This window comes from Pseudomonas sp. AIG, from assembly GCF_977020205.1.
Genome location: NZ_CDROCK010000082.1, coordinates 1 through 17,319, shown reverse-complemented (window position 1 = coordinate 17,319; position 17,319 = coordinate 1). Strand labels below are relative to the sequence as shown.

Here is a 17,319-nt window from a genome sequence, read left to right as displayed (position 1 = left end):
TGCAAGCTGCAAGCTGCAAGCTGCAAGCTGCAAGCTGCAAGCTGCAAGCTGCAAGTTTTGAGCTTGAGGCTTGAAGCTTGGAGCTTGCAGCTCAGTAACTGCTAAACTCCCGCGCCCCCATTCTCTCCAGCAAGGCGCCCGCATGTCTTCCTTGAACCAGGCGCTGCGCGCCGCCCTCGATCAACGCCAGGACTTGCTCGCTGAGCTGCACCGCCAGGGCACCGACTGCTATCGCTTGTTCCACGGCAGCCAGGAAGGTGCCGGTGGCCTGACCATCGATCGCTACGGCCCGCAACTGTTGGTGCAAAGCTTTCACCAGACGCTGGAGCGTGATGACCTGCTGCAACTGCACGCCATGGTCAATCAGACCCTCGGCCTGGAAACCTTGCTGGTCTACAACGACCGCTCCCGTGGCAATTCGCGCATTGATCGTGAAGACAGCGTCTATAAAGCCGAAGACGCCGCGCTGGCCGATCTGGTCGGTCACGAATGGGGCCTGAACTACCGCGTACGCGGGCGTCACGCCGGGCAGGATCCGCTGCTGTTCCTCGACCTGCGCAATACGCGTGGCTGGGTCAAGGATCACGCCAAAGGCAAATCCGTGCTCAACCTGTTTGCCTACACCTGCGGCGTCGGCCTCAGTGCCGCCGCTGGCGGGGCGAGTGAAGTGTGCAACCTGGATTTCGCCGAGGGAAATCTGGCGGTCGGTCGCGAAAACGGTCTGCTCAACCCGCAGTTGCCGGAGATGGAATTCATTCAGTCGGACTACTTCCCGGCCATTCGCCAACTCGCCGGCCTGCCGATCGGCCAGCGTCGCGGGCAGAAACTGCCGAGCTATCAGCGCCTGGAACAGCGTCAGTACGATCTGGTCCTGCTTGATCCACCCGCCTGGGCCAAGAGTGCATTCGGCACCGTCGACCTGCTGCGCGACTATCAGAGCCTGCTCAAGCCAGCCCTGCTGACCACTGCCGACAACGGCGTGCTGATCTGCTGCAACAACCTGGCGAAAGTCAGCATGGACGACTGGCGCGAGCAGGTCCTGCGCTGCGCCGAGAAGGCCGGGCGACCGGTGCGTGAATGGCGTGTGATGACCCCGGGTGCCGACTTCCCGTCCATGGACCAGCAACCACCGCTGAAAACCCTGATCCTGCAGCTCTGAAGCGCTCGCGCGGCTAACACCCCTCCATTGTGGGAGCGAGCTTGCTCGCGAAGGCGTCGGGTCAGTCGCCGTATTTTTCGACTGATTCACCGCTTTCGCGAGCAAGCTCGCTCCCACAGTGTTTTGTTCCTACAGAAGAATCTGAACAATCCTGCTCCATGCGATGTACTTCGGAACCAGAATCGCGTGCCATACTCCAAGGCACTCCGATTCAGACAGATGAAGCCGCACATGCCCAAAGGATTGATTCGCGCAATTGGCGCCTTGTTGACTGCTCTGGCCCTCTACAGCCTGCTGGGGTTTCTGATTTTGCCGGGCATCGCCCTGCGCGTAGCCAATCAGCAACTGGCCAACTACGCGACGGTGCCTGCGCACATCCAGCGTATCGAGCTCAACCCGTTCAGCCTGGAAGTCGCCCTGTGGGGGCTGGTCATCGGCGAGCCGGGCAAGGAACAGATTGGCTTCGATCGCCTCTACGCCGACCTGCAAATCGACAGCCTGTGGACCAAAGCGCTGCATCTGGCCAACATCGAGCTGGACAAACCGAAGAGCGAAATCCTGTTCGCCAAAGACGGCAAGCTCAACCTGCTGGGCCTGTTCAATGTGCCGGCCAGTGAGCCGACGCCGGCCGATCCGAACGCCAAGCCCTTCCCGCTGCGCATCGACAACATCAAACTGGCCGGCGGCGTCGTGCACTTTGAGGACGTGCGCCCGAGCGAGCCCATCGAGTTCCTCTACGATGACCTCAGCTTCGAACTGAAAAACCTCAGCACCCTGCCCGAAGACAGCGCCGACATGACCCTGGTCGCCATCGGCCCGGCCGGTGGGCGGATCGACTGGAGCGGTAATTTCAGCCTGATCCCGTTCACCTCCGAAGGCACTCTGAAAGTCACCGACGGCAAGATGAAAGCCTTCTGGCCCTACGTGCGAGACTCGGTGCCGCTGGTCCTCGAAGACGGCGTGATCAGCCTCAGTAGCGAATACAAACTCAATCTGTCGAAAGAAACAGAGCTGCAACTGAACAACGTCGCGGTCAGCATCGCGCCGTTCGCCATCAAAGCCCCGGACGGACGGCCACTGGCCAAACTCGAGCGTCTCGACGTCAGCGAAACCTCGGTGGACCTGGCCAAGCAGCAAGTGGTGGTCGGCAAGATCCGCAGCAACAAACTGGAAACCTGGGCGGCGCTCGAAGCCGACGGCCAACTGGACTGGCAGAAACTGTTCGCCAGCCAACCGTCAAAACCGGCCGCCAAAGCCGCCGCAGAACCGGCCAATACACCGGCCGCTGCCGACTCACCGAAAACACCGCCCGCGCCGAGCAAACCATGGCAAGTGCTGCTCAAAGACGTGCAATTGCGCAATTACACCGTGCATCTGGCCGACCGCTCGGCCCAACCGGCCGTCGCCCTGGATATCACCCCGCTGAACGTCGACCTGCAGGATTTCGACAGCCTCAACGGCTCGCCCTTCAAGCTCAAGCTCGACAGCGGTGTGGGCAAACAAGGCAAGATCATGGCCGACGGCACGGTCAATCTTGCCCCGGTCAACGCCCAGCTCAACGTGAAAACCCAGGACATCGACCTGCGCGTCGCGCAGTCCTACATCAATCCGTTCATTCGCCTGGAACTGCGTAGCGGCATGCTCGGCAGTGATCTGAAGGTCAATCTCAAGAGCACCGAACCACTGGCACTCAGCGTCACCGGCCGCGCGCAGATCGATCAACTGCACACCCTCGACACCCTGAAAACCCGCGACTTCCTCAAGTGGCAGCAAGTGGTGGTCGAAGGCCTGAACTACCAGCACGGCGACAGCCTGTCGATCGACAGAATCAACCTGTTCCAGCCGTACGCGCGGTTCATGATCAACGATGACCGTACCACCAACATCGATGATCTGCTGATACCGCAGCCTGCCGACAGCGGCGCCAAAACCGCAGCGGCGAAACCGGCCAGCAAAGACAAACCGCTGGGCATTCACATCGGCGGCATCGCCATCAATGATGGTTCGGCCAACTTCGCCGACTTCAGCCTGACACCGAATTTCGCCACTGCGGTCCAGCAGCTCAACGGTCAGATCGGCACCATCGACAGCCGTCAGGCCAAACCGGCCAGCGTCGACATCAAAGGCAAGGTCGACCGTTATGCACCGGTGACCATCAAAGGCGCGGTCAATCCGTTCGATCCGATGGCCAGCCTCGACATCGCCACCAGTTTCAAACGTGTCGAACTGACGACGCTGACGCCCTACTCCGGCAAATTCGCCGGCTACCGTATCCGCAAGGGCCGGCTCAACCTTGATCTGCATTACCTGATCACCAAGGGCCAGCTCAAAGCCGAGAACAAAGTGGTGGTCGAACAATTGCAGCTCGGCGAAAAAGTCGACAGCCCGGATGCCGTGAGCCTGCCGCTGAAACTGGCGATTGCCTTGCTCAAGGACGTCGACGGCAAGATCTCCATCGAGTTGCCAGTGACCGGCGACCTGAACAACCCGCAATTCAGCGTAATGCCGATTGTCTGGCAGACCCTGCGCAACCTGATCGTCAAAGCCGCTGCCGCGCCATTCAAGATGATTGGCGGGCTGATCAGTGGCGGCGGCTCGGAAGACCTCGGCACCGTGTCGTTTGCGCCGGGCTCAAGCGATTTGAGCAAGGATGCCGAAGCGGCGCTGGTCAAACTGTCTCAGGCGCTGAAGGAGCGTCCGGCGCTGCGCCTGGAAATCGAAGGCACGGCCGCCAAAAGCAGTGACGGGCCGTTGCTCGCCGAACAGCGTCTGGAACGCGAATACCAATACAACTACTACAAGATGCTCCAGCGTCGTGGCGATAAAGTCCCGGCTCAAGCGTCTTTGCTGCAAGTGCCAGAGGGCGAGAAAGGCCCACTGCTCGAAGGCATCTACCGCACTCGTCTGAAAACCCAGCCACCGGCCGAATGGAAGGATCTGGGCAAGGAAGAACGCACGGCGAAGATGCGCGAAGGCGTGATTCAGTTCTGGAGTGGCAGCGATGTGCTGCTGCGCCAATTGGGTCAGGACCGAGCCAGCAGCATCAAGGACTACCTCGTCGATAAAGGCCAACTGGCAGACGACCGCGTGTACTTCATCGACGCCAATCTTGGCGAGGCCGAAAGCGATGGCCGCGTGGTCACGCAAATGCATCTGGATGCCGAATGATGAAACTGCAGTGGCTGGCCTTGATCGCAATGACGTTCGTGGCCAGTCACGCGTCGGCCTCCGATACGCTGCGCTGTGGTAGCCAACTGATCAGCCTCGGAGACCGCTCAAGCGAAGTCCTGCAAAAGTGCGGTGAGCCGGTCAGCCGTGATGTGCTCGGCTACAAGCGCAGCGCCAATCGCCGCGAAGAATTTCAGGTCGAGGAATGGACCTACGGCCCGAGCAACGGCATGTACCAATACCTGCGCTTCGAAGGCAATCGCCTGCGGCAGATCAACAGCAAACGCGGTAACTGATCCAACACTGATCCCCTTGTAGGAGTGAGCCTGCTCGCGATAGCGTTGGGTCAGTCAATTACAATTTCGACTGACCCAACGCTATCGCGAGCAGGCTCACTCCTACATTTGTTTTGTGTTTGCCCGTGAAATAGAACAGGCCCCGACACAAGTGGCGGGGCCCGTAATGGTCACATCCGTGTGACCGTTCGCATGAACTCTAAAGTTGCGGCAGACGTATTGCTCGGCCCGTCTGTCGCGCCTTCTCCCGGTCCAGGCGAGAAGTCATGCCTTACTCGGCTTTCAGGCCGTCAGCGGAGACCGCTTTGACGCCTTTGATTTTCTTGGTGATGTTCACTGCGGTGGTTTTCTGAGCTTCGGTGATAGCTACAGTCGACGACAGAGATACAACACCTTTGTTGGTTTCCACTTTGATGTCAGTGCCTGGGATGCCTTTTTCGGTGACCAGGTCGCTTTTGACTTTGGTAGTGATCCAGGTATCGGAAGTAGTTTCTTTAGCCTTGGTCATTTCACCAGCGGCCAGAGTCATTGGAGCCTGGGTAGCCTGGGTGGTTTGTGCGAAAGCGCCGGTCATGGTCAGGGTCAGCGCGGTAGCAGCAGCGGCAGTGATAGCGAACTTCTTCATACGAGTAACTCCTGTTTTTCTGGAAAGTCTGCTGGTTGTCTTGTCAGCAGGGTTACCAAGGTAGTTGCGAACGCTGTGCCAACTTTTTAATTCGTACAATATCGTTATAAATCAACACGTTATGATTAACGGAAATTTCCGGAATCATGCAATTTGCATGACTCGAGCAATATTCACATGCAAGTTGCGGCTTTTTGAAAAGTTCATAAGCTGCTGAAACTATTGAGACTTTTATTTTTAACCGAGTAAAGAAAAATGCCCTGCGTGGCAGGGCATTCGGTCATCACACGCTAGCAATCACGTACCGCTGGCGGTACAGCCTTTTGGCGAATAATCCGCGTTAACAGTAGTGGCACAGGTCCACAAACCAGAGGTATTACCGGTTGCAGCGCCCGAACGAGTGAGCGTGATGGTTTTGCCCAGTACCGGCCCCGGAGCGTTGAGCAGTGTGCAGCTGATGCTGCCCGCCCCCGTCGCCGCTGTACCTGTAACCGCCACCGTACAGTTGGAGGTGGTGGTTGTACCGCCGTTCACAGCGGTTATATCCGGAGCGGTACCTTGGTTGATGGTGTCCTCGAACGGCACCTTCATCGCACTGATCTCCGCCAGCCCCGCCGTCACTTTTGATCGCGCCTGATACTTCGAATACTGCGGCAGGGCAATCGTTGCCAGAATCCCGATGATCGCCACCACGATCAACAGCTCGATCAGAGTAAAACCTTGTTGTTTTTTCATAGACACGCTCCATGCATGAGTCGAAATCTCATGATCTGCAAGGGACGCAGCATAGGCCATGCCAACGCCTCAAAGCCCCGCCCGTTGGCCGCGAACCCTCTACAACGCTATTTCCTACAACGCGCAACCGCACTATCTGACACTTTTTGTCACCTGCACCCACCGTGTTTGGCGCTGTCATTTGACTAGGCTATAAGTCATGAACGGCAAGTGTGCGGAATCCCCATGAATGACATCGCTCTGAGCGGTCTGGCCAAGCAATTGGTGCAGGCCGAACTGTTGACAGAAAAAAGCGCCCAGCAAGCCTGGCAACAGGCTCAGCGCAATCGCCTGTCGCTGGTCAGCTATCTGGTGCAAAACAAACTGGTCAAGAGCTGGCAGGTGGCCGAGATCGCCAGCGAGCATTTCGGTATGGCGTTCCTTGATCTCAATTGCCTCGACAAGGAAACCCAGCCCAAAGGCCTGGTCAGCGAAAAACTGGTGCGTCAGCACCATGCCCTGCCCTTGTGGCGGCGTGGCAACAAGCTGTTCGTGGGCATCTCCGACCCGAGCAATCATCAAGCGATCAACGACATTCAATTCAGTACCGGGCTGAGCACCGAAGCCATTCTGGTCGAAGATGACAAACTCACCGATGCCATCGAAAAGTTCTTCGACACCCACGCCAGCGGCCTGGAAGACATGGCCGATGTCGATCTCGACGGCCTCGACGTCGAATCCATCGACGACAGCAAGCAGGACGCTATCGGCGGGCTCGATGCCGACGATGCGCCGGTGGTGCGCTTCGTTCACAAGATGCTGCTCGACGCGATCAAGAGTGGCTCTTCCGACTTGCACTTTGAACCTTACGAGAAGAACTACCGGGTGCGGGTGCGCACCGACGGCATCCTGCGCGAAGTGGCCAAGCCGCCGATTCAACTGGCCGGGCGCATCGCCGCGCGCCTGAAGGTCATGGCCAGTCTGGATATCTCGGAACGACGCAAACCGCAGGACGGGCGGATCAAGATGCGCCTGTCGAAAAACAAGTCGATCGATTTCCGTGTCAACACGCTGCCGACCCTGTGGGGCGAAAAAGTGGTGATCCGGATTCTCGACCCCTCCAGCGCACAGATCGGCATCGACGCCCTCGGCTATGAGCCCGAGCAGAAGGATCTGTACATGGCCGCGCTCAAGCAGCCACAGGGCATGATTCTGGTCACAGGGCCCACGGGTTCGGGTAAAACCGTGTCGCTGTACACCGGCCTGAACATCCTCAACACCGTCGACATCAACATTTCCACCGCCGAAGACCCGGTGGAGATCAACATGGAAGGCATCAACCAGGTCAACGTCAATCCCAAACAAGGGCTGGACTTTGCCCAGGCGCTGCGCTCGTTTCTGCGTCAGGACCCGGACGTGATCATGGTCGGTGAGATCCGCGACCTGGAAACCGCCGAGATCGCGATCAAGGCTGCGCAGACCGGTCACCTGGTGCTCTCGACCCTGCACACCAACAGCGCCGCGGAAACCCTGACGCGCCTGCACAACATGGGCATTCCCGGCTTCAACATCGCCACCTCGGTCAGCCTGATCATCGCCCAGCGCCTGGCGCGCAAGCTGTGCAGCCACTGCAAGAAACCCATCGAGATTCCGCGCGAAACCTTGATCAAGGAAGGTTTCCCCGAGGAACGCATCGGCCATTTCACGATCTACGAGCCGGTCGGTTGCGATCACTGCAACGGCGGCTACAAGGGACGCGTGGGGATTTATGAAGTGGTGAAGAACACCGCAGAACTGCAACGACTGATCATGGCCGAAGGTAATTCGCTGGAAATCGACATTCAAATCCGCCGCGACGGCTTCGACGACCTGCGCACCTCCGGGCTGCGCAAGGCCATGCAAGGCATCACCAGCCTTGAAGAAATCAACCGGGTCACCAAGGACTGAACATGGCGGTCAAGGCAGCGAAAATCAGTATTTATGCCTGGGAAGGTACGGACAGAAAAGGCAGCAAAGTCACCGGAGAGCTAAGCGGACAGAACCCGGCGCTGATCAAGGCACAACTGCGCAAGCAAGGGATCAATCCCGGCAAGGTGCGCAAGAAATCTGCATCGTTGTTGAGCTTTGGCAAACGCATCAAGGCCCAGGACATTGCTCTGTTCACCCGGCAGATGGCGACCATGATGAAGGCCGGCGTGCCGCTGTTGCAGTCGTTCGACATTATTGGCGAGGGTTTTGAGAACCCGGCCATGCGCAAACTGGTCGACGAGGTCAAACAGGAGGTCGCGGCCGGTAACAGCTTCGCCACCGCCCTGCGCAAGAAGCCGCAGTATTTCGACGAGTTGTATTGCAACCTGGTCGATGCGGGCGAGCAGTCCGGCGCCCTCGACACGTTGCTGGAACGGGTCGCGACCTATAAGGAAAAAAGCGAACGGCTCAAGGCCAAGATCAAAAAAGCCATGACTTACCCCACCGCCGTGGTCCTGGTGGCGGCCGTTGTAACCGGGATCCTGCTGGTCAAAGTGGTGCCGCAGTTCCAGTCGGTGTTTTCAGGTTTCGGTGCTGAGCTGCCGGCCTTCACCCTGATGATCATCAGCCTCTCGGAATTCATGCAGCAATGGTGGTGGGCGATTCTCGGTGCGCTGGTCGCAGCGATTTTCGGCACCCGCCATGCATTGAAAACATCTCAGGCATTGCGTGATCGCAAAGATACCTGGCTGCTGAAACTGCCACTGGTGGGCACGCTGATGTACAAGTCTGCCGTAGCGCGATTCGCTCGAACCCTGTCGACCACATTTGCCGCCGGTGTACCGTTGGTGGAAGCGCTCGACTCGGTGGCCGGCGCCACCGGCAATGTGGTGTTCAAGCGTGCCGTGCTGCGGATTCGCCAGGACGTCTCGACCGGCATGCAGCTGAATTTTTCGATGCGCAGCACCGGTGTATTTCCGAATATGGCCGTGCAGATGACTGCGATCGGCGAGGAGTCCGGCGCACTGGACGAGATGCTCGACAAGGTCGCGGGGTTTTACGAAGAGGAAGTGGATAACATGGTCGACAACCTCACCAGCCTCATGGAGCCGTTCATCATGGTCGTGCTGGGGGTGATCGTCGGCGGACTGGTGGTGGCCATGTATCTGCCGATTTTCCAACTCGGCTCAGCGATCTGACATGCCTATCGACGAACTGTTCGCCCTGTATCCGCTGGCCTTTGTCTTCACCGCCCTGTTGCTCGGTCTGGTGGTCGGCAGCTTCCTCAACGTGCTGATCTGGCGCCTGCCGAAAATGCTCGAACGCGACTGGCGCCAGCAGGCCCATGATGTGCTCGGCTTGCCCGGCGAAACGCCACTGCCTACCTACAACCTGATGCTGCCGCACTCCGAATGCCCGCATTGCGCCCACCGGATCCGCCCGTGGGAAAACATTCCGCTGCTCAGCTATCTGTGCCTGCGCGGGCGTTGTTCTGCATGTGCTGCACCCATCAGCAAACGTTATCCGCTGACCGAGCTGGCCTGTGGCTTGCTCTCGGCCTTCATCGCCTGGCATTTCGGTTTCGGTTGGCCGGCGTGCCTGCTGATCTTTCTCACCTGGGGTTTGCTGGCGATGAGCCTGATCGACACCGCGCATCAGCTGCTGCCCGATGTGCTGGTGCTGCCGCTGCTGTGGCTGGGGTTGATCGTCAACAGCTTCGACGTGTTCGTGCCGTTGCACGATGCGCTGTGGGGCGCGGTGGCCGGTTACCTGGCGCTGTGGTCGGTGTTCTGGCTGTTCAAGCTGCTGACCGGCAAGGATGGCATCGGCCATGGTGATTTCAAGCTGTTGGCGCTGCTCGGCGCCTGGGGCGGCTGGCAGATTCTGCCGCAGACCATCCTGTTGTCATCGCTGGTCGGCGCCATTATCGGGGTGATTGTGCTGCGTCTGCGCGAGCAGAAAAGCTCGACGCCGATCCCCTTCGGCCCTTATCTGGCAATTGCCGGCTGGATTGCCTTGCTCTGGGGTGGTCAAATAACCGACTTCTATTGGCAGTCTGTCGGTTTGAAATGAATACCCCTGTGGAAAAACCCTGGATTCTCGGCCTCACCGGCGGCATCGGCAGCGGCAAAAGCGCGGCGGCCCAGCACTTCATTGATCTGGGTGTCCACGTGGTGGATGCCGATCACGCGGCGCGCTGGGTGGTTGAACCCGGGCGTCCGGCGCTGACGCAGATTGCCGAGCACTTCGGCCCTGGTGTTTTACAGGCCGATGGCACACTGGACCGCGCGGCCCTGCGCAAACTGATCTTCGAAGAGCCGGAGCAACGGCGCTGGCTCGAAGCCCTGCTGCATCCGTTGATCGCCGAAGAAATCGCTCATCACCTGGCGCTGGCAAAATCGTCTTACGCGATTCTGGTGTCGCCGCTGTTGATCGAGTCCGGGCAATACACGATGACCCAGCGCATCCTGGTGATCGACGCCCCGCAACAATTGCAGATCGAACGTACCTTGCAGCGTGACCAGACCAGCGAGCAGCAGGTTCAGGCGATTCTCAAGGCTCAGTCGAGCCGCGAAGACCGTGTGAGCCGCGCCGACGACGTGGTGGTCAACGACCGCGACCTCGCTTGGTTGCACAGTGAAGTCGAGCGTCTGCATCACTTTTACCTGACATTATCCGGAGGCCAAGCATGAGCCAGATTTCTACCGTTGAATGCCCAACCTGCGGCGCGCCCGTTGAGTTCACCCCTGAAAACAAGTTTCGGCCGTTCTGTTCCGATCGCTGCAAACTGATCGACCTCGGCGCCTGGGCGTCCGAAGAACACAAGATTCCGGTCGCACCGGATGCCGAGGATGAACTGTTTTCCGGCGACTTCGATCCGCGTCACTGATCCGGTCAGGGCCGCATAAAGCCGTAGTCCTGATCGTCGTCGAGGTTTTCCGCGAGAAAGCGCAATTCGTCGGCCAGGTCTTCGGCGTTGCGCACGGCCTTGCTTTGTTGCACCACCGCACTGAGCAAGGCGCGCAAACTCAACCCCGGGTCAAAGCCCACCTCCTGCGCCATGTCCAGACTCTGCCGGGTCTCCTGCCTTGCCCACTCGTAAACACTCATGCCGCTGCTCCTGAAGGAATTTGCGCGAGCATGAAATTTCCCGCGCATGGCGGGTTTGATGTGGATCAAGACTTGGGATCGTCGTCCTTCCACGGCGCCGAAAGGTAGCGCGTGCGATTGAACGTCTCCAGCCATTCCGGGCAGAACACCACCAGTGCACTGACGACCATGCCGTTGATGAACGCCTCGGGAAACAGCAACAGCCACAGATAACCGACGAAATCCTCCAGCCACTCCGGCATGGCAAAGAGACCGTCGTACCACAGCAGCGTCAGACTCAAAATCAAACACAAAAGTGCTGAAAGCGCGGCAGCGAAAAAACCGGAACAGAAGATGTACACGAACGGGTTACGCGGCTGAGCACGCTCGACGAGAATTGCCACGCATTCGGTAACCAGCACCGGCAGCAAAATGAACAAAGCACCATTGACCCCGACGGCCAGCAGATCCTGACGCCCGAGCACCAGCAGGCCCATTTGCGCGACCAGCCCGCCGACAATCGCCAGTGGCCAATCCAGCAGTAATGTCACCGCCGTCATGCCAATGAAGTGATAAGACACACCGGTGTCGAAATCCCTGCGCACCAGCCAAAACAGAAACAAGGCGAACACGGTACCGAACAGCAGATGCTGACGCCGGCTGTCACTGAACAACTCGACCCACGGCGCGCGCGCAATCGCCCAGAGCAGCACCGGCAGATAAATCAGCCAGCCGAGCGTCAGGCTCGCCGTCGAAAGCAGTTCAGCTCCAATCATTCCCTCACCCTCCATCGACATTCAGCTGTAGGAGCTGCCGAAGGCTGCGATCTTTTGATTTTTTTATTTAACAGCAAGATCAAAAGATCGCAGCCTTCGGCAGCTCCTACAAGGGCAAGGTGAACGGGCGGTTCAAGCAAAGCTTTCTGCTTGTCGCATTTGAACGCTAAGCTTGGGCCTATGGATGACTCAGATTATTTACGCCTGCTGACCATCGCGGCCGAGCAGGCCAACGCCTTTCTGTCCAATGCCCGCAAATGGGAGCGTGAGCGTTGGGTCTGTCAGCGCCTGCTGCAAGGCCTGAACATTCCCTACCGCGCCGACGAATTCGCGCCCGCTGGCGAGCCGCCGGATGTGCTGTTTCGGGATGCCAATTTCGAGGTGTTTTTCGTGCTTGATGAGGGCCGACGACTTAACGACGAATGGCGCGATGAACTGCAGCGAAGACGCAGCGCCTTTTCCCTCAGCCAACTGGTGCGCCGCGAAGCCAAGCCCAAACGCATCCCGGCCAACGAATTCCTGATGCGACTGGCACCGACCCTGCGCAAAAAAGCGCACAACTACAAGGAACGCGGCATGGATCTGGGCGAACTGGACATCATTGCCTTCGCCAGTCTCAAGCGCGAAGTGCTCGATCTGAACAGCCATTTCCCCCCGCCCACCGAATACCTGCGACAGGGCTGGCGCTCGCTGTCGCTGGTCGGCCCGACCTTCGCCCGCGTGCTGTTCGCCCACCCGGATGCGCCGGATTTTCTGCGCAGCAACCTCGGTCGCAGCATCGTTTTCGACGTCGGGATCAGCCTGTGACGCCGCTGCAGCAATTGATTGCCGATGTGCCGCAAACCGGGCGTGTCCGCTGGATCGGCGTGCGCCCCGAATCCCGTGGGCCGATGATCGAACTGGACGCCGTCGAGGCTCGGCTGGAAGCAGGACTGACCGGCGACCACGCCCGCCCCGGTGTGCGTAACGCGCGACAAGTGACGCTGATTCAGTGGGAACATATTGCGGTGATCAACGCTTTGATGGGCCGCCCCGATGATCAACCGGTGAAACCTGAAGATCTGCGCCGTAATCTCGTTATCAGCGGTATCAATTTGTTTAGCCTCAAGGGTCGGCGCTTTCGCATCGGTCAGGCAATATTCGAAACCACGGGATGGTGTCAGCCGTGCGCACGCCTGCAGAACAACCTTGGCCCGGGCACCTTTCAAGCGGTGCGCGGGCATGGCGGAATTACCGCGCGGGTGTTACAAAGCGGGATCATTCGCCTCGAAGACCGGGTGAGCGTCGAGCCGGTTCCGGACAGCGGCTATGCTGCGTTCAACCCCGGATAAAAACCGCTGTAGCTTCTGCCCATTCAGCAACGTCTACCTGACGAGGCAAATATGACCAGCCGCCTGAACCCCGAAGACCAGAAACATGTCGAAGAGTACCTGCAACTGTCCCAGCACCGAGTCGAGCGCCGACCTTTCCGGCCATGGATGCTCCTTGTGCTGGTGCTGGCAGTGACCATTGGTCTGGGCTTGTTGAGCCGATTTATCAGTTACCTGACGCTATGAGCAGCTTGGCGCTCGCTTGGGTAACCGCACCGATTTCCTTTAAAAACCTTGCGAGTTATCCCTATGTCCCATCGTATTGTTATTGTCGGCGGCGGCGCCGGCGGTCTGGAGTTGGCTACCCGTCTGGGTAAGACTCTGGGCAAGCGCGGCACCGCCAGCGTGATGCTGGTCGACGCGAATCTGACGCACATCTGGAAGCCGCTGTTGCACGAAGTTGCCGCCGGATCGCTGAACTCTTCCGAAGACGAACTCAACTATGTTGCCCAGGCCAAATGGAACCACTTCGAGTTCCAGCTGGGGCGCATGAGCGGGCTCGATCGCGCGCAAAAGAAAATTCAACTGGCAGCGACCTACGACGAAAATGGCGTAGAGCTGGTGCCTGCACGCGAGGTGCAATACGACTCGCTGGTGATCAGCGTCGGCAGCACCACCAACGATTTCGGCACGCAGGGCGCGGCGCAGCACTGCCTGTTCCTCGACACGCGCAAACAGGCCGAGCGTTTCCACCAGCAACTGCTCAACCACTATCTTCGTGCACACGCCGGGCAAACCGATGTGGTCGAGCAGATCAGCGTCGCGATCGTTGGCGCTGGCGCCACAGGCGTTGAACTGGCGGCAGAACTGCACAACGCTGCCCATGAACTCGCGGCTTACGGCCTCGACCGGATCAAACCGGAAAACATGCACATCACCCTGATCGAAGCCGGGCCACGGGTGTTGCCTGCCCTGCCGGAGCGCATCAGCGGGCCCGTGCACAAGACCCTGGAAAAACTCGGGGTCAATGTGATGACCAACGCTTCGGTCAGCGAAGTGACCGCCGACAGCCTGATCACGGCCGATGGCAACGAGATCAAGGCCAGCCTGAAGGTTTGGGCGGCCGGTATTCGGGCGCCGGGGTTCCTCAAGGACATTGATGGCCTGGAAACCAACCGCATCAATCAACTGCAGGTATTGCCGACGCTGCAAACCACCCGCGACGAGAACATCTTCGCTTTCGGTGACTGCGCCGCGTGCCCGCAACCGGGCACCGATCGCAACGTGCCGCCACGGGCGCAAGCCGCGCACCAGCAGGCTTCACTGCTGGCCAAATCGCTGAAACTGCGCATCGAAGGCAAGACTCTGCCGGAGTACAAGTACACCGACTACGGCTCGCTGATCTCGCTGTCGCGTTTCTCGGCTGTGGGTAACTTGATGGGTAACCTCACTGGCAGTGTGATGCTCGAAGGCTGGCTGGCGCGGATGTTTTACGTGTCGCTGTATCGCATGCACCAGATGGCGCTGTACGGTCCGTTTCGCACGGCGATGCTGATGCTGGGCAGCAAGATTGGTCGTGGCACCGAGCCGCGTCTGAAATTGCACTAAAAAAACCTGTGGGAGCGAGCTTGCTCGCGAAAGCTTCTGATCAGTCGCATCAACATTGACTGACAGAACGCTTTCGCGAGCAAGCTCGCTCCCACATTGTTTTGTGTTGATCGAAAGATTTGTTTCTTACTGTATCCCCGCCCCACATTTCCGACCTTCGCTTACAAACTCCCCCGCTGCGCGACACAGTCGCGATACACCGCCACCGCTTAATGGCCACACCCGAGCAACACCTGCTCAGGCAAGCGTCCTTAATGTGTGGTTGCGCAGTGCAGCCCAGGAGAATGTAAATGTCCCGTACTTCGACCCTCGGTAAAAAATCCATTGGCCTGATCGGCGCCGCACTGGCGGGTGGCCTGATGCTGTCTGGTTCGGTGTTTGCCGCTCAACCACTGGCGCAGGGCTACATGGTTGCCTCGGCGGAAACCTCGGTGAAAGCGCCGGAAGGCAAATGCGGTGAAGGCAAATGTGGCGATGCTTCGATGGCCAAGACTGACAGCGATGGTGACGGCAAGGTCTCGCGTGCCGAATTCCTCAAAGTCGCGCCGAAATCCGACTTCGACAAAATCGACACCAACCACGATGGCTTTATCGATGAGCAAGAGGCCTACAACAACGTGAAGGCCAACTTTGAAGCCAATGGCAAGAAAATGCCCAAGGGTCTGTTCGAACACCTGAAAGACCAAGACGGCGCCTGATCGGCAGAGCAAACCAAGCCGCGCTTCTCGTGAGAGAAACGCGGCTTTTTCACCTCTGCCCGTTTACAACTGGAAGCGCCGCACCATGCCCTGCAAGGCGTTGGCCAGTTGCGACAATTCATGGCTGGAAGCACTGGTCTGGTCAGCGCCGGCGGCAGAACGTACCGACAAATCCCGAATGTTCACCAGGTTGCGATCCACTTCCCGCGCGACTTGCGCTTGTTCTTCCGCCGCGCTGGCAATGACCAGATTGCGCTCATGGATCTCGTGCACCGACGCGGTGATGGTTTGCAGCGCTTCACCGGCGCGCTCGGCCAACGCCAGCGTGGTGGTCGCACGCGCGGTACTGGCCTGCATCGAATCCAGCGCCAGACTCGAACCGCTGCGCATGCCCTGAACCATCTGCTCGATCTCCTGAGTCGATTGCTGCGTGCGATAAGCCAGCGCCCGCACTTCATCGGCGACCACGGCAAAGCCTCGCCCACTCTCACCGGCCCGTGCTGCTTCGATCGCCGCGTTGAGCGCCAGCAGGTTGGTCTGCTCGGCAATCGCCCGAATCACATCCAGTACTTTGCCGATGTCCTGCGACTGATTGGCCAGTGACTGCACCAACTCGCCGGTTTGTTGCACATCGCTGGCCAGTGCGTTGATGGCCGTGGCGGTCTCACTGACGCGCACCTGCCCCCGGTGCGCCGACTCGCTGGACTGGCGAGTCGCGTCAGAGGTCGACACCGCATTGCGTGCGACCTCTTCCACCGCTGCCGTCATCTGGTTGACGGCCGTCGCGGCTTGTTCAATTTCGTTGTTCTGCTGTTGCAGCCCCTGCGTGCTGTCGAGCGTCACCGCGTTGAGCTCATCGGCCGCGGTGGCCAGTTGCGTGGCTGAACCGCTGATGCCTTGCAGCGTCTCACGCAGGTTCTGCTGCATGGTTGCCAAGGCTTTGAGCAAGCGGCTGACTTCATCGTTGCCATGGGTTTCGATTGGCCGGGTCAGATCACCCTGCGCCACACTTTCTGCGGCGCTCACGGCACTGCTCAGCGGCCGCACGATACTGCGCGTGAGCATCATCGCCAGAGCCACGGTGGCCAGTGCGGCCAAGGCAATGAACAAACTGACTATCGTGCGTGAATTGTCGTAGTGCGCAGCGGACTTCTGGCTTTCGGCGGCGACCTGTTTGGCGAACAAGTCCGCCAGGTCGTTGAGTTGTTTGCCGGAGCCATCGACGACGGTTTTCATGTCGACCAGCAACAACTTGGTCAGCTCCTCACGCTTGCCTTGCTCAGCGAGGGTGAAGGATTGAGCGATACCGCTGCGATAGGCGGCGAAGGTTTTTTTGAACTGGTCGTACAGCTGCTGGCCTTCCGGGGTGTTGACCAGTTTGTCGTAGGCGGCGATTTTCTCGCTCAGCTCCTTGTCGCGGGTATCCATCTGGCTGCGGTAAGTCGCAATGTTGGCCGGATCCTGATCCAGCGCCATGCGCAGCGAGATGGTGCGGATACGCAGCATGATTTCGCGAATCTCGTCGCCGCCACGAATGCTCGGCAGCCACTGATTTTCGACCGCGACTTCACTGTCGCGAATACTCGACATCTGCCCGAGCGCAAACACACCGAGCAAGGCCACCAACACCGCGATCAGGGCAAATCCCAGGGCAGCCCGGGGAGCAATATTCAACTGACGAAGCAACATGACGCACGCCCTTATTCTTGTATTGGCCAGATTCAAGGGGCGACGCCATGGCAGTCCCCTCGTGTTAGCGGGCTATCGGCAGGTTGTATGATGACTTGAAGGAGAAATGCGTTTTTGTCGGACAAAAAAAATCCCCGTATCTTTCGATACGAGGATTTTTAATATGGTCGGGGTAAGGGGATTCGAACTCCTGACATCCTGCTCCCAAAGCAGGCGCG

At 59.0% G+C, this 17,319-nt stretch carries 18 protein-coding genes and 1 pseudogene; 13 read left to right on the top strand and 6 right to left on the bottom strand.

What is annotated here, in order from left to right:
• The first annotated feature begins 142 nt into the window (after positions 1 to 142).
• From ACWR1S_RS29400 to ACWR1S_RS29390, 3 genes are all read left to right on the top strand, one after another.
• The gene (locus ACWR1S_RS29400) at positions 143 to 1,159 is read left to right on the top strand and encodes a class I SAM-dependent rRNA methyltransferase (protein WP_454565956.1); all 1,017 of its coding nucleotides are present in this window, start codon (positions 143 to 145) and stop codon (positions 1,157 to 1,159) included.
• 219 nt (positions 1,160 to 1,378) lie between these two features.
• Positions 1,379 to 4,327 (top strand): DUF748 domain-containing protein, encoded by a 2,949-nt coding sequence (locus ACWR1S_RS29395; protein ID WP_454565955.1) that lies wholly within the window; start codon positions 1,379 to 1,381, stop codon positions 4,325 to 4,327.
• Entirely contained in the window at positions 4,327 to 4,623 is a 297-nt protein-coding gene (locus tag ACWR1S_RS29390; protein ID WP_454565958.1) for a DUF2845 domain-containing protein, read from the top strand. Before ACWR1S_RS29395 ends, ACWR1S_RS29390 begins: the two co-directional genes overlap by 1 nt.
• Positions 4,624 to 4,894: 271 nt before the next feature.
• Here ACWR1S_RS29390 and ACWR1S_RS29385 read toward each other — a convergent pair whose 3' ends face one another.
• Together ACWR1S_RS29385 and ACWR1S_RS29380 are read right to left on the bottom strand one after the other, a co-directional pair.
• Entirely contained in the window at positions 4,895 to 5,248 is a 354-nt protein-coding gene (locus tag ACWR1S_RS29385) for a BON domain-containing protein (RefSeq protein WP_064118703.1), read from the bottom strand.
• 297 nt (positions 5,249 to 5,545) lie between these two features.
• On the bottom strand, positions 5,546 to 5,983 hold the full coding sequence (locus ACWR1S_RS29380; protein ID WP_277759331.1) for a pilin: 438 nt from the start codon (positions 5,981 to 5,983) through the stop codon (positions 5,546 to 5,548).
• Between the two features lie 225 nt (positions 5,984 to 6,208).
• On the opposite strand from ACWR1S_RS29380, the gene pilB reads away from it, so the two are divergent.
• The 5 genes from pilB to yacG are packed head-to-tail and all read left to right on the top strand — an operon-like array spanning position 6,209 to position 10,820.
• Positions 6,209 to 7,909: a type IV-A pilus assembly ATPase PilB gene (gene pilB / locus ACWR1S_RS29375; protein WP_454565954.1), complete on the top strand. Its 1,701-nt coding sequence runs from the start codon at positions 6,209 to 6,211 to the stop codon at positions 7,907 to 7,909.
• Between the two features lie 2 nt (positions 7,910 to 7,911).
• Positions 7,912 to 9,129, top strand: coding sequence for a type II secretion system F family protein (locus ACWR1S_RS29370; RefSeq protein ID WP_212621025.1), 1,218 nt, complete (start codon positions 7,912 to 7,914; stop codon positions 9,127 to 9,129).
• Between the two features lies 1 nt (position 9,130).
• A complete protein-coding gene (locus ACWR1S_RS29365) occupies positions 9,131 to 10,003 on the top strand; it encodes a prepilin peptidase (RefSeq protein ID WP_454565953.1) in 873 nt (290 codons plus the stop codon).
• Positions 10,000 to 10,623 (top strand): dephospho-CoA kinase, encoded by a 624-nt coding sequence (gene coaE / locus ACWR1S_RS29360; RefSeq protein WP_454565952.1) that lies wholly within the window; start codon positions 10,000 to 10,002, stop codon positions 10,621 to 10,623. Before ACWR1S_RS29365 ends, coaE begins: the two co-directional genes overlap by 4 nt.
• Complete coding sequence (gene yacG, locus ACWR1S_RS29355; RefSeq protein WP_454565951.1) at positions 10,620 to 10,820, top strand: DNA gyrase inhibitor YacG; 201 nt, start codon at positions 10,620 to 10,622, stop codon at positions 10,818 to 10,820. Before coaE ends, yacG begins: the two co-directional genes overlap by 4 nt.
• A 5-nt stretch (positions 10,821 to 10,825) precedes the next feature.
• Here the strand turns inward: yacG and ACWR1S_RS29350 are convergent, their stop codons facing one another.
• Both ACWR1S_RS29350 and ACWR1S_RS29345 read right to left on the bottom strand, forming a co-directional pair.
• The gene (locus ACWR1S_RS29350; protein WP_007909901.1) at positions 10,826 to 11,041 is read right to left on the bottom strand and encodes a hypothetical protein; all 216 of its coding nucleotides are present in this window, start codon (positions 11,039 to 11,041) and stop codon (positions 10,826 to 10,828) included.
• Positions 11,042 to 11,106: 65 nt separating this feature from the next.
• Positions 11,107 to 11,796: an energy-coupling factor ABC transporter permease gene (locus ACWR1S_RS29345; protein WP_454565950.1), complete on the bottom strand. Its 690-nt coding sequence runs from the start codon at positions 11,794 to 11,796 to the stop codon at positions 11,107 to 11,109.
• Positions 11,797 to 11,976: 180 nt separating this feature from the next.
• Between ACWR1S_RS29345 and ACWR1S_RS29340 the strand changes: the two genes are divergently transcribed.
• The 5 genes from ACWR1S_RS29340 (at position 11,977) to ACWR1S_RS29320 (ending at position 15,412) form a co-directional block, all read left to right on the top strand.
• Complete coding sequence (locus ACWR1S_RS29340) at positions 11,977 to 12,603, top strand: DUF1780 domain-containing protein (RefSeq protein ID WP_008078503.1); 627 nt, start codon at positions 11,977 to 11,979, stop codon at positions 12,601 to 12,603.
• Complete coding sequence (locus ACWR1S_RS29335; protein ID WP_454565949.1) at positions 12,600 to 13,127, top strand: MOSC domain-containing protein; 528 nt, start codon at positions 12,600 to 12,602, stop codon at positions 13,125 to 13,127. The genes ACWR1S_RS29340 and ACWR1S_RS29335 overlap by 4 nt, the downstream gene beginning before the upstream one ends.
• 51 nt (positions 13,128 to 13,178) lie before the next feature.
• Positions 13,179 to 13,352: a DUF3094 domain-containing protein gene (locus tag ACWR1S_RS29330; RefSeq protein ID WP_007909875.1), complete on the top strand. Its 174-nt coding sequence runs from the start codon at positions 13,179 to 13,181 to the stop codon at positions 13,350 to 13,352.
• Between the two features lie 63 nt (positions 13,353 to 13,415).
• A complete protein-coding gene (locus tag ACWR1S_RS29325) occupies positions 13,416 to 14,714 on the top strand; it encodes an NAD(P)/FAD-dependent oxidoreductase (RefSeq protein ID WP_016986237.1) in 1,299 nt (432 codons plus the stop codon).
• A 290-nt stretch (positions 14,715 to 15,004) separates the two neighbouring features.
• On the top strand, positions 15,005 to 15,412 hold the full coding sequence (locus tag ACWR1S_RS29320) for an HvfA family oxazolone/thioamide-modified RiPP metallophore (protein ID WP_016986236.1): 408 nt from the start codon (positions 15,005 to 15,007) through the stop codon (positions 15,410 to 15,412).
• Between the two features lie 63 nt (positions 15,413 to 15,475).
• Here ACWR1S_RS29320 and ACWR1S_RS29315 read toward each other — a convergent pair whose 3' ends face one another.
• On the bottom strand, positions 15,476 to 16,339 hold the full coding sequence (locus ACWR1S_RS29315) for a methyl-accepting chemotaxis protein (protein ID WP_454565957.1): 864 nt from the start codon (positions 16,337 to 16,339) through the stop codon (positions 15,476 to 15,478).
• A pseudogene (locus ACWR1S_RS29310) lies at positions 16,331 to 17,101 on the bottom strand (MCP four helix bundle domain-containing protein); the annotation flags it as partial. The gene ACWR1S_RS29315 and the pseudogene ACWR1S_RS29310, both read right to left, overlap by 9 nt.
• Positions 17,102 to 17,319: the final 218 nt, after the last annotated feature.

Excerpts from the sequence above, each read along its gene's own strand:
- ACWR1S_RS29400 (WP_454565956.1), top strand. The coding sequence starts at position 143 with ATGTCTTCCTTGAACCAGGCGCTGCGCGCCGCCCTCGATCAACGCCAG.
- ACWR1S_RS29395 (WP_454565955.1), top strand. The coding sequence starts at position 1,379 with ATGAAGCCGCACATGCCCAAAGGATTGATTCGCGCAATTGGCGCCTTG.
- ACWR1S_RS29390 (WP_454565958.1), top strand. The coding sequence starts at position 4,327 with ATGAAACTGCAGTGGCTGGCCTTGATCGCAATGACGTTCGTGGCCAGT.
- ACWR1S_RS29385 (WP_064118703.1), bottom strand. The coding sequence starts at position 5,248 with ATGAAGAAGTTCGCTATCACTGCCGCTGCTGCTACCGCGCTGACCCTG.
- ACWR1S_RS29380 (WP_277759331.1), bottom strand. The coding sequence starts at position 5,983 with ATGAAAAAACAACAAGGTTTTACTCTGATCGAGCTGTTGATCGTGGTG.
- pilB (WP_454565954.1), top strand. The coding sequence starts at position 6,209 with ATGAATGACATCGCTCTGAGCGGTCTGGCCAAGCAATTGGTGCAGGCC.
- ACWR1S_RS29370 (WP_212621025.1), top strand. The coding sequence starts at position 7,912 with ATGGCGGTCAAGGCAGCGAAAATCAGTATTTATGCCTGGGAAGGTACG.
- ACWR1S_RS29365 (WP_454565953.1), top strand. The coding sequence starts at position 9,131 with ATGCCTATCGACGAACTGTTCGCCCTGTATCCGCTGGCCTTTGTCTTC.
- coaE (WP_454565952.1), top strand. The coding sequence starts at position 10,000 with ATGAATACCCCTGTGGAAAAACCCTGGATTCTCGGCCTCACCGGCGGC.
- yacG (WP_454565951.1), top strand. The coding sequence starts at position 10,620 with ATGAGCCAGATTTCTACCGTTGAATGCCCAACCTGCGGCGCGCCCGTT.
- ACWR1S_RS29350 (WP_007909901.1), bottom strand. The coding sequence starts at position 11,041 with ATGAGTGTTTACGAGTGGGCAAGGCAGGAGACCCGGCAGAGTCTGGAC.
- ACWR1S_RS29345 (WP_454565950.1), bottom strand. The coding sequence starts at position 11,796 with ATGATTGGAGCTGAACTGCTTTCGACGGCGAGCCTGACGCTCGGCTGG.
- ACWR1S_RS29340 (WP_008078503.1), top strand. The coding sequence starts at position 11,977 with ATGGATGACTCAGATTATTTACGCCTGCTGACCATCGCGGCCGAGCAG.
- ACWR1S_RS29330 (WP_007909875.1), top strand. The coding sequence starts at position 13,179 with ATGACCAGCCGCCTGAACCCCGAAGACCAGAAACATGTCGAAGAGTAC.
- ACWR1S_RS29325 (WP_016986237.1), top strand. The coding sequence starts at position 13,416 with ATGTCCCATCGTATTGTTATTGTCGGCGGCGGCGCCGGCGGTCTGGAG.
- ACWR1S_RS29320 (WP_016986236.1), top strand. The coding sequence starts at position 15,005 with ATGTCCCGTACTTCGACCCTCGGTAAAAAATCCATTGGCCTGATCGGC.
- ACWR1S_RS29315 (WP_454565957.1), bottom strand. The coding sequence starts at position 16,339 with ATGCAGCAGAACCTGCGTGAGACGCTGCAAGGCATCAGCGGTTCAGCC.